Annotated in this window: 12 protein-coding genes; 5 read left to right on the top strand and 7 right to left on the bottom strand. The window is 44.1% G+C overall.

All coding sequences use genetic code 11. The features are described from left to right. The first annotated feature begins 27 nt into the window (after nt 1-27). On the top strand, nt 28-927 hold the full coding sequence (locus tag RDN79_RS16535) for a 1,4-dihydroxy-2-naphthoate polyprenyltransferase (RefSeq protein ID WP_298549801.1): 900 nt from the start codon (nt 28-30) through the stop codon (nt 925-927). An 8-nt stretch (nt 928-935) separates the two neighbouring features. On the opposite strand, the gene RDN79_RS16540 is transcribed toward RDN79_RS16535, so the two are convergent. After that, entirely contained in the window at nt 936-1,859 is a 924-nt protein-coding gene (locus RDN79_RS16540) for a DMT family transporter (protein WP_298549800.1), read from the bottom strand. 275 nt (nt 1,860-2,134) lie between these two features. Here RDN79_RS16540 and RDN79_RS16545 point away from each other — a divergent pair, with 275 nt between their 5' ends. Together RDN79_RS16545 and RDN79_RS16550 are read left to right on the top strand one after the other, a co-directional pair. After that, nucleotides 2,135-3,262: a hypothetical protein gene (locus tag RDN79_RS16545; RefSeq protein ID WP_298549798.1), complete on the top strand. Its 1,128-nt coding sequence runs from the start codon at nt 2,135-2,137 to the stop codon at nt 3,260-3,262. Then, nucleotides 3,259-4,380, top strand: coding sequence for a 6-bladed beta-propeller (locus tag RDN79_RS16550; RefSeq protein ID WP_298549797.1), 1,122 nt, complete (start codon nt 3,259-3,261; stop codon nt 4,378-4,380). The genes RDN79_RS16545 and RDN79_RS16550 overlap by 4 nt, the downstream gene beginning before the upstream one ends. A 27-nt stretch (nt 4,381-4,407) precedes the next feature. Here RDN79_RS16550 and RDN79_RS16555 read toward each other — a convergent pair whose 3' ends face one another. From RDN79_RS16555 to RDN79_RS16580, 6 genes are all read right to left on the bottom strand, one after another. Continuing rightward, nucleotides 4,408-5,331, bottom strand: a complete 924-nt coding sequence (locus RDN79_RS16555; protein WP_298549796.1) for a hypothetical protein — start codon at nt 5,329-5,331, stop codon at nt 4,408-4,410. Between the two features lie 406 nt (nt 5,332-5,737). Continuing rightward, complete coding sequence (locus RDN79_RS16560) at nt 5,738-6,283, bottom strand: DJ-1 family glyoxalase III (RefSeq protein ID WP_298549794.1); 546 nt, start codon at nt 6,281-6,283, stop codon at nt 5,738-5,740. 7 nt (nt 6,284-6,290) lie between these two features. After that, on the bottom strand, nt 6,291-7,145 hold the full coding sequence (locus RDN79_RS16565; RefSeq protein ID WP_298549793.1) for an energy transducer TonB: 855 nt from the start codon (nt 7,143-7,145) through the stop codon (nt 6,291-6,293). 9 nt (nt 7,146-7,154) lie between these two features. Beyond that, nucleotides 7,155-7,565: a biopolymer transporter ExbD gene (locus tag RDN79_RS16570; protein WP_298549791.1), complete on the bottom strand. Its 411-nt coding sequence runs from the start codon at nt 7,563-7,565 to the stop codon at nt 7,155-7,157. Nucleotides 7,566-7,633: 68 nt separating this feature from the next. Further along, the gene (locus RDN79_RS16575; protein WP_005640108.1) at nt 7,634-8,344 is read right to left on the bottom strand and encodes a MotA/TolQ/ExbB proton channel family protein; all 711 of its coding nucleotides are present in this window, start codon (nt 8,342-8,344) and stop codon (nt 7,634-7,636) included. Between the two features lie 38 nt (nt 8,345-8,382). Beyond that, on the bottom strand, nt 8,383-9,108 hold the full coding sequence (locus RDN79_RS16580; RefSeq protein WP_298549790.1) for a pyridoxine 5'-phosphate synthase: 726 nt from the start codon (nt 9,106-9,108) through the stop codon (nt 8,383-8,385). Nucleotides 9,109-9,193: 85 nt separating this feature from the next. Between RDN79_RS16580 and RDN79_RS16585 the strand changes: the two genes are divergently transcribed. Then, nucleotides 9,194-9,853: a CBS domain-containing protein gene (locus RDN79_RS16585; RefSeq protein ID WP_298549788.1), complete on the top strand. Its 660-nt coding sequence runs from the start codon at nt 9,194-9,196 to the stop codon at nt 9,851-9,853. 34 nt (nt 9,854-9,887) lie between these two features. Next, on the top strand, nt 9,888-10,766 hold the full coding sequence (locus tag RDN79_RS16590; protein ID WP_298549786.1) for an NAD kinase: 879 nt from the start codon (nt 9,888-9,890) through the stop codon (nt 10,764-10,766). Nucleotides 10,767-10,917 lie beyond the last annotated feature (151 nt).

Here is a 10,917-nt window from a genome sequence, read left to right on the forward strand (position 1 = left end):
TGCAAGCGAATTATGCTGTAAACAGATATGGAAGATAAAAAATCTCTTGTTGGGGCTTGGGTGGAGGCGGCACGTCCCAAAACGTTGCCAGCCTCTGTCAGTCCGGTTTTGTTGGGGTGTGCATTGGCTTATTATGACGGGGTGTTCGATATCACGCCGGCGGTATTGTGTCTCCTCGTGGCTCTTTTTGCTCAGATAGCCAGTAACTTTGCGAACGATTATTTCGATTTCAAGAAGGGCGCCGACCGGGAAGACCGGTTAGGACCGGAGCGGGCGGTCGCGCAGGGCTGGATCACTCCGAAGGCTATGCTGGCGGGCACGTTTGTCGCGTTGGGACTGGCTTGCCTGTCCGGTTTGTTGCTGATCTGTTTTGCGGACTGGCGGCTGATATGGGTGGGGATTGCGATCGCCATATGTGTACTGGCCTATTCTGCCGGGCCTTTCCCTTTGGCTTATAACGGGCTGGGAGATGTCTGCGTATTGTTGTTCTATGGGGTTATACCGGTTTGTTTCACCTATTATATACAGACGTTGAACTTCTCTTTATTGTCTTTTTTATTGTCCGTGGCGTTAGGGCTTTTGTCTGTGAATATTTTAGTGGTCAATAATTACCGGGATTACGAACAGGATAAGGTGGCCCGCAAACGAACGACAATCGTTTTGTTCGGTCGCCGTTTCGGCCGGGTGTTTTATATCTTGAATGAAGGTATAGCGTTCCTTCTGGTTCTTCCGCTTATTCTGAATGCTCCCTGGTGGATTCTGTTTTTATTCGGAATCCTTTTTGCCCTTTGCTTTTATACGACACGGGAACTGTTTACACTGGAAGGAAGAGCGTTGAACCGCACATTGGGACATACGGCACGTAATGTATTTCTTTTTGCGTTGATCCTTTCTCTTTTGTTTGTATATGCTGGATACGGGGTGTAATTGCCAATTTATTTCAGTACTTGCAAATGAGTTACTTTTCTGTATATCTTTCGTAACGTGTTCTGTATCGACTTGGAGAGGATAATCAGCGTTACGGCGATGATAATAAGCAGGATGCCTACCGCTAAGTTGGGGGTGAACGGTTCGCTGAATACCAATACCCCGACACATACGGCGGTGATAGGCTCCACTGCCCCCAATACGGCGGTAAGCGTCCCGCCGATGTTATGTACGGCAAGTACGAGGGTGATATTCGAGATAACCGTCGGAACGATCGCTAACAGGATCAGATTGGCAAACGACATCGGGTCGGGAATCGGTTGTATGCCTTCATTGGTTCCTGCTTTGATGGCAAACAGGATCGTGCTGACGACAAATACATAGAAAGTCAGCTTGCGTCCGGTCATCTTTTGCACGCGCGATTTATTGACGGTCGTGATGTAGAGTGCATATCCCACGGCCGACAGCAGCACGATGAACACACCTAAAGCGCTCAGTTTCATTTCCCCCTCATTGATCGAAAGGCGTGCTACCCCGCAGATCGCCAAAACGATTGCCATCAGGGTGATCCAGGATGTCTTTTCCCGGAAGAACAGCAACATGATCAGCGTTACGAATACCGGATAGGTGAAATGGAGCGTTGTGGCAATCCCCGCCGACATGAAATTATATCCCCAGAACAGGAACATGGCAGAGGCCGTATAGAAGAAACCTAATAATATCAATACCGGGATCTCCCTCTTGGCTACCTGGAAAGATTCTTTCTTTGCGGCCATAATACCTGTCAAGGCCAACGCCGCGAACAGGAAACGGTAGAACAGGATGGAATCGAATTGCATCCCTTTTGCCATCAGGGGCAAGGTAAAAAGCGGGATTAACCCGAAGGTAGCGGATGTCAAGATACCAAAAGCAAATCCTTTAAAATTATTCATTGTACTACTTCTTCTTTTTGATAAAACTACTGCAAAGGTAGTCGAAACGGGCAATCGCACCAAAATTTACGTATAGTACTTATTTACGTCCCGTAACCCATAGGGTTAGCTTCCCTAAAGCATAGAGTTAGCCTCCCTAAAGCTATGCTTTACCGTAACCGGAGCGGTGGATTGTCCAAATATTGGACAATCTGCTTGCTTGTTCCTGTTAAATATATCCCTACATCCGATTTGTAACCGGTTGTTGTTTATTTTTACCTGAAAAGAAAGGTCCTATGCAAAAAGTGCTTGTTTGGCTTTTTATGCTCGCTTGTTTCTCTTGCGGGGAAAAACAGGTTTTGCCGGTGTTGGATATCGAAAGATTGCAAAACACGAATTGTATTGTATTGGATGATTCACCCGGTTATCAGATACAAAACTATGGGGCTGTATTTCTGGATAGTACGAGTGGTTTCCATCCAAAGGACATCCGCAAGATGACGGCAATGGGGGAGTCTTTATTTATATTGATAGACGGGGAATTGCGTAGTTACGAGTTTCCGTCCGGGAAGTTGAGGCAACGTTTTTTTTCATCGCATAGTTTTACTTCTTTTGCCCTCGACACGCTTACCGGCACGGTGTACGGGCTGGATGGGAAAACGGCGGAACTGATCTCTTTTACCTCTGATGGCGAGGAAAACGGAAAGATGCAGCTCGATCGGTCTTATACCTATACGAATGTAAGTAGTATAGGGAACGGTCCGCTTTTATTGTTGACGGATGCGTTTCCTGATCCGGCTGTTTTCAAAATAAAAGCTTTCGGCCGGAACCCCGTTCGTTTGCCTGTCAGGGGAAAGGGGAACAAGCCGATGTCATTGCCTGATAGCCTGGCTTGCCCGCTACAGGTTGTTGGCAATGGAAAGGAGGGCGTGTTCTATAAATATGTGTTGAATGACACGTTGTATCTGTTGAAAGGAGACAGTTGCCTTCCGGTTTTCACCTGCAACATGGGAAAGGACGGGGTACGGTTGGGAAATAAGACAGATGTGTTGAAACGGAACAGGCGTTTATGTATCATCGGCTTTTGGGAAACCCAAGATTATTGGTGGATACAGTACCGTTCGGACTATCTTGTAAAGGAAAAGCTCTATAGGTGCACGACGATGGCTATCCTTTATAAGGATTTAAAGATAAAGGATGGCGGATATGAATTTTTTATCCAGGGGCAGACGATCGTAATGGATACCCGGTATCCTCTTTTTATGAATGAAGAGAGGACTTGCTTCTTGCAGATATATGATTCTGCCGATCATCTGAAAGAGCGGAAAAGGGAACTGCCCTACAATCTGGAAAAGGCTTCGGATAAAACGAACTTGATCCTGAACTATTTTTATAGCAAACAATTAAAGAAGAAACGAATATGAAACTATTGAATGGAATGTTGTTATTGGGGGCTTGCCTGTTTATCTCCGCTTGCCGGCAGGAAACGGTTTCGGGATTACAAACTCTGACATTGGATCGTGCCGACCGGATCGATCCGGATATGGAATTGCCGTTGGATGCATTGGGCATGACTGTAGAGGCCATTCCATTGGAAACGACGGATAGTTGCCTGATAAAAGATATTTTCGGGTTGGAAGAGAGCCGGGACTTCTATTGGTTGCTCTTTAATAACAGGATCGGCAAGTTTGATAAAGCGGGACGTTTCCTGCAATATATCGGGACAGCCGGGCAGGGACCGGGGGAATATGTTTCTGCTAAGGTGATCCAGCCGGTAGAGGAAGAACAACGTCTGTATGTGATGGATTATTTCGGGCGGAAGATGAATGTGTATGGTTTCGACGGTAGTTTTATACGCACTTTCAGATTGCCGGAGGAGACTTGGATGGATAATTTCCGGTACAAGGATAGTAAAGTCTATTATCAGACGACCGGCAATTCCGTTATGCCGGACATCTTTTGTTATGATGTCCAGGCCGGACGCATGGATACGATCTGCAAGCGTGAACGCGAAATGGGGACTGAAGGTTATGCGGGGCAATCTTATATTTATACGCTTGACGGGGATATGTACACCTATCATTATTTTAATGATACGATCTATCGTTTGGATGAAAACAGGATCGAGCCTGCGTGGCTTTTCCAGACAGGTAAAATGAAATGGACGTATGACGAATTGACGATGATGGCGGACTTTACACCGAAAGTCAGGCCGGACGGCCCGCGTATCCAGGTATTCGACCTGTTTGAAACAAACGCTTATCGCTTTGTCTTCTATACGATTTCGGAATATAAGGGGGAAAAGATGAAACCCTTTATGGCTTTGTATGACAAGAAGCAGGATCGTTTTTATCCGCATCTGAATCTGATTTCACCGGAGGCTCCCTGGCTGTCGGTCAGGAAAGGCGCCAAATTGATCAAGACCTCCGTACCGGGCTCCCTCTATGCAATAAAAGAGGCGGTCGATTTAGCAGGAAAGAAAGGGTTTGAAAGGGTAAAGGAGGATGACAATCCGGTATTGGTGCGGTATGTTTGCAATTAATCTTTCATCTATGTGTGTAATAATTTTTTATGGATCTAAATCTATGTATTGATAGATATTAAATCTTTCTTTTTGTAGATATTGAAATGCATATATGTAATTCATGACAACTTCAGGAGATAAACAATAGCTTGGTAGTTTAGTTATGAATTCATCTTTAAATTCGTTTTTACCATCAATTGACTGTTTGAAATATTGATAAAAGTCTAATTCTGATACATAAGGTGTTTTTAGAAGAAAAAAGAATTGTGGTTTTCCTCCTCTTGTCAGTTCTCTGCTAAAGGCTAATGGGATAACTTGAATTGCGGAATGATCAATATTCCTTTCTGACATGTATTTGTCGAAACCTGTTTCTTCAAAGAACTCTCTTAGAATTTCATTTTTTACATGATTTTCTAATATTTTTATTCCACTATGGGCGGGAATAGGTTCTACGACTCCACTGATAGATCCTAACATATTTGTAAAAACTCCAACTTGAATCTGACGTGGTTTCAAAAAAAATTGTAATTTGTTCTTCTTATCACCTTTTTTATTATTCATATACCATACGGTTGAGACTCCTATAGTATTAGCCATAATGGAATCTTGAAATGACTTTAGTGTTTTTTGTTGTGATAAATCCATTATCCGAATGGTGCTTTCTCCTTCGTCTGATAAGGGTACGTCTAATGTTAAATTAGTTCGAATTTGGTCATAATAGGTTGCTGTTTGCAAAGTACATGAATAAATATTTTTATCAATAGTGGGATCAAATGATACAATTCTTAATGCTTTTCCATTTGTCGTTTTAGGCTTTTGAAGGATGTATTCATCTAAACATTGTTGCGTCTTTCTATTTATACGTTCATCGAGTTGGAAGGGAGTTTCAATAAACCCTTCAATGCTAATATGTGAGTTTGGATTTTGTATATAATTGATGATTTCCTTATAAGGAAAAGATGTGTTCACGATGTTACCGTTAATGAACAAGTTTAAATTTAAAATGTCATTTTGATAATATCCTTTTTTTTAAGCAATAGAGTAGTCTATAAATGTGCTATCGGGTAGATTCTTATAATCATGGTCACGTAATAATGCTTTTATTGCGCTATTTGGATAAAAGAATTTAATTTTAGATGCTGATAAATATAATGTTATTTTGTTTTTCCTGCTAAGATATAATTTATAACCACTATTAAAAATTGGGATAATTGAAATTATAGCTATTATGAGTAGTATTATTTCCATATGAATTAGGTCTGTTTAGTATTAGGTCTTATTTATGGTTGATATACTTATATTATAAAAGAGAATGTTACAATACTTTGAGTGGTTACTTTATCGTAACATTCTCTTTTGAATTTTTGTTCTTATTTTACAAAAGCAACCCGGCTGCCACCTCTTCCGCAACCGCATCGTTTTTGATGGCGGCTATTAGGGCAAGGCCAAAGTTCATGACCAGTCCCGGACCTTTACCGGTTATCACGTTGTCGGAAACTTCAACGGCTTCACCGGTAACATTAGCACCGATCAGCTTCGGTTCAAAACCCGGATAGCAGGTGGCATTGCGGCCTTTTAATAATCCCAGTCCGCCCAATACCATCGGGGCGGCACAAATAGCTGCTACGATACGGCTTTCGCGATATTGCTGGAGCAACGCTTCCTTGACCGGTTCGGAACTATTCAGATTGGCCGCACCGGGCATGCCTCCGGGAAGGATGAGGGCATCGATGTCGTCGAGTGCTGCCTGCTTCAATGTCGTGTCGGCTGTGACCGGAACATTGTGTGCACCGATGACAACCGGATCGGCCGTGATGGAAACAGTTGTAACTTCGATTCCACCGCGACGCAGAATATCAACAGTCCCCAGGGCTTCCATTTCTTCGAAACCGTTAGCTAAGAATACAATTGCTTTCTTCATATTATTTCTATTTTAGTTTATACAGATAGGTAATCGTACCGCTCTGGTTGTTAGCGCCGCTGATGCTGTTGAACTTGGCACGTTTGGCCGCATCCAGAGCACTCTTGCGCATGGAACCGTTGTCGATGTTCGTTCCCTTGCCTATTTCTGCAAATATAACATTTCCTTTCGGATCTACCGTAATGTTGATTACGATTCGTCCCTCTTCCTGGATCGTGTAGGCAGGGCGTGGAAGACCTCCTGCACCGATCGAACGTCCGTTCAGGTTGAACGAACCGTATCCGCCAACGCCTTCATTAGCCCCGTGGTCGGAGTTCCCGAACGGGCTGCCCTGATTGCCGGTTCCTGATTCGGCATCCCCCTGGCTGTTCCCTTCCTGGCTTCCCATTCCGAAAGCCCCTGCGACCTTGTTGCTGATGGCCTGTTCTTTCTTGCGACGCTCTTCGGCGAGGCGTTTCTTCTCGGCTTCCTCCTTACGGATGCGTTCTTTTTCAGCTTCCTCTTTCCGTTTTTTCTCTTCTTCTTTCCTGCGTTGCTCTTCTTTTTCTTTTTTCTTCTTTGCTTCTTCGATTGCAACGCTTTCTTCGATGTCCTGCGTTACCAAATCTTCCTTAGGAGTTTCCACCTTCGGTTCGGGTACAGGAGGGGGAGGAGTCGTTGTTTCCTGTGGGGGTTCCTGTCCGGTATATTTCGGTTCGAAAGTCCCGGCTGCCGCATTGACATTTCCGAAGTTCACCAGTATGCCGCCGTCTTCATCAGGAACGACGGTTTTGAGAACCGTGAGTCCCAGAATCAGCAGGATGAACAGGTGGAAAGCTACCGAACCCGCTATACCGTATATGTCATCTTTGTTTAACTTCATAAATCTCAACTATTTCTGCGCTCGTGTGGCAAGCACCATCTTAAACTTATTCTCGTTTGCGATGTTCAGAATACGTACGATTTCCTTATAAGGTACCGTTTCGTCTGCATACAAGGCTACAAACATCTCCGGCTCTTTTGCATAACTGTCTTGCAGGAACGGGGTGATCTCTTCGAAAGACACTTGTTTTTCCCGCTGGTTACCGAAAGCAACATAGTAATTCAGATTCGCATCGATCGTGACACGCGTCAGCGGCTTGGCAGCAGTCTGCTTTTGTGCCTGTGGGAGCGTCACCTTGATGGCGTTCGGAATGACCACCGTTGAGGTAACCATAAAGAAAATCAACAGCAGGAATATGACGTCCGTCATAGAAGCCATGCTGAAGCTTTCATTTACTTTTGTTCTTCGTTTTAAAGCCATAACTTTTTGAGTTATGATTTATGTTTATGATTGTATCTGTGACGGGATAAATCATAAATCATAAATCTTCAGTTTGCGGGTTCGTTCAATAAGTCCATAAATTCCATTGTACGTGCTTCCATTTTGTTCACTACGTTGTCTACCTGCGAAACCAGATAGTTGTAAGCAAACAATGTGATGATACCGACAACCAGACCACCTACCGTTGTCACCAATGCTTCGTAGATACCTCCGGACAACAAGGTTACGTCTACATTCGTTCCGGCATTTGCCATATCGAAGAAGGCGCGGACCATACCGGTTACCGTCCCCAGGAATCCTAACATCGGAGCACCGGCGGCTGTTGTCGCGATCAATGGAAATCCTTTTTCCAGTTTGGCGATCTCCAGGTTACCTACATTCTCGATCGCAACCAGTACGTCGTTCATAGGGCGTCCCAGACGGGTGATGCCTTTCTCGATCATACGGGCGGAAGGGGTGTTGGTGCTCCGGCACAGGTTCAGCGCCGAGTCCACTTTCCCTTCGTGGATGTAGTCTTTGATACGGTTCATAAATGTTTCATCCTCTTTACCCGCGCGACGGATGACCATCAGGCGTTGGATAAATATATAACATGCCATCAGCGACAGTAATAATAAGACAACCATAATCCACCCCCCTTTAAAAGCCAGGTCGATTACATTGATTTCAGCTTCCGTGGGTGCTGTTACCGCCGTGAGGTCCGGCATCTGTTCTGCTGTTTGTGCCCCTACAGCCTGCAGGGAAAGTAAAATACTCATACCTATTCAATGAATAATTAAAAATGAATAATTAAGAATTAAAGGGTTGTGTCTTGTAAACAACCTTTATAGAGTGAAATTGTTTCTTTCAATCCGTAATAGAGTGCGTCGCAGATCAAAGCATGGCCGATGGAAACTTCATCCAACCCCGGAATATTTTGATGGAAATACGCCAGGTTTTCCAAACTCAGATCATGACCGGCATTGACACCTAATCCTAAGTTTTTTGCCAATGTGGCTGCGGCAATGAAAGGAGCGATTGCTTCTTCACGGTTTACAGGATAGCGGGTTGCATAAGGTTCCGTGTATAACTCGATACGGTCGGTTCCTGTCTTGGCTGCCAGTTCGATATTTTCGAGATCCGTTCCGACAAATATGGATGTACGGATGCCGTGTGAAGTAAAAGTATCGACTAATTCGCTCAACAGGTCGAAGTGGGCTTTCACATCCCAACCTGCATTGGAAGTGATGGCATCGGGAGCATCCGGTACAAGTGTCACCTGCGTCGGTTTTACTTTTAGAACCAAGTCTATAAATTTCTCGCAAGGATAACCTTCTATGTTAAACTCTGTTTTTATTTCCGGTTTCAAGGCATATACATCGCTATACCGGATATGGCGTTCGTCCGGTCTGGGATGGACGGTAATGCCTTGTGCACCGAAAGCTTCACAGTCTAATGCTACTTTTAATACGTTTGGTACATTGCCACCGCGTGCGTTACGAATGGTTGCAACCTTGTTAATGTTTACACTTAAATTTGTCATCGTATATCGTTATATCTTTTTTCTTTCATTACATTTGCACAAAAGTATCGGCAAATTTAGCAGTATTTAGGGAATATACAGAAGAATGTTGGTGAAAGATTTCATAACGAAGGAACTTCCGGTGTTAAAAAGTTTTGACACTGGAGAATACGCATTAGCCTTGATGGATGATTTTAAGTTAAAGCATCTGCCATTATTAAGCGAAAACATATATCGGTGCCTGGTGTCGGAGAAAGAGCTGTTGGCGATGCCCGATCCGGCGGCTACTATCGGCGATCCGGTACTGTTTTCACCGAGTGTCCAGGAAAATACGCATGTTCATGAAGCATTGGCTTTAATCACCCGCTATCAATTAAGTCTCCTGCCCGTAGTCAATTCCGAAGGGGAATATCGTGGGGCTATTACGCGTGATAAGCTGATCGATATCCTGTCCGAGCTTTGCAATGCCGATACGGCGGGGAGTGTTTTCGTTTTGGAAGTGATGCCGCAGGATTATTCGTTGACGGATATTGCCCGCCTGATAGAAGCGAATAACGCGCATGTGTTGAGCCTGCTTTCCTATACGGATAAGGATACCGGACGGTTACAATTGATTATAAAAATAGATCTGGAAGATGCTTCGCCTGTCATCCGTAGTTTCGAACGTTTCAACTATACGGTTCTTTATTATTTTATGGAGAAAGGGATGGTAGACGACTTGTTGCAACAGCGGATGGAGGAATTGGTTCGTTATATGAATATATAAGGAATTGAAAATGAAGAATTGAAATTGGAAAGGTATGAAGAAAGTTGGGGTTTTCGGTAGTGAGTATCAAGCAGACAAGCAACTTGTGATCAAGCGCTTATTTGAAAAGCTGGCTTCTTTGGAGGCAGAGGTCTATGTGGATCGTGATTTTTACCTCTTCCTTACGGATGCCTTGAATTATGAACCGTCGGTATCGGGCATTCTGACAAGTGACGAGTTCGATTTGGATGTGGCGTTGAGTTTGGGGGGGGACGGGACGTTCCTGCGTACGGCTGCACGTGTTAATAAGCAGGATATCCCTATTTTAGGCATCAACACCGGCCGTCTCGGCTTTTTGGCGGATGTGGCAAGCAATGATATTGAGGATACACTCGACGAATTATTCAAAAACTATTATAAGATAGAAGAACGTACATTATTACGTCTTCATACGGAGGACCGGGTGTTTCACGGCTATAATTATGCTTTGAATGAGATTGCGATCCTGAAGCGGGACACCTCTTCCATGATCACGATTCATACGGCGCTGAATGGTGAATACCTGACTTCCTATCAGGCTGACGGCTTGGTCATCTCTACTCCGACAGGCTCGACTGCTTATTCGATGAGCGTGAACGGTCCGATCATCATTCCGCAAAGCAAAAATCTGGTTTTGAGTCCGGTCGCACCGCATTCGTTGAATGTCCGCCCACTGGTTATTCCGGATTCCTTTACGATCACGCTGGGAGTGGAAAGTCGGAATAAATATTTCCTGATCGCCCTTGACGGGCGTTCCGAGATATTCCCGACCGGCATACAACTACGGGTGAGCAAGGCTGATTATATGACCAAAGTGATCAAACGTTACAATCATACCTTTTACCAGACTCTCCGTGAAAAACTCATGTGGGGGGCGGATGCTCGGATGAAATAGGATTGAAAAACTATGTTTTGTAGCATGTTTTCGTTAAATCGAGTTAAAGAAGTGAGATTTCCAAATGAATATGTATGCTACATAACATAAAGTTCATATATTTGCACTGTGTTTTTCATGGTATTAGATTTAAGGTTAACAATGAAGATTG

The organism is uncultured Parabacteroides sp. (assembly GCF_902493135.1).
Lineage (GTDB): Bacteria > Bacteroidota > Bacteroidia > Bacteroidales > Tannerellaceae > Parabacteroides.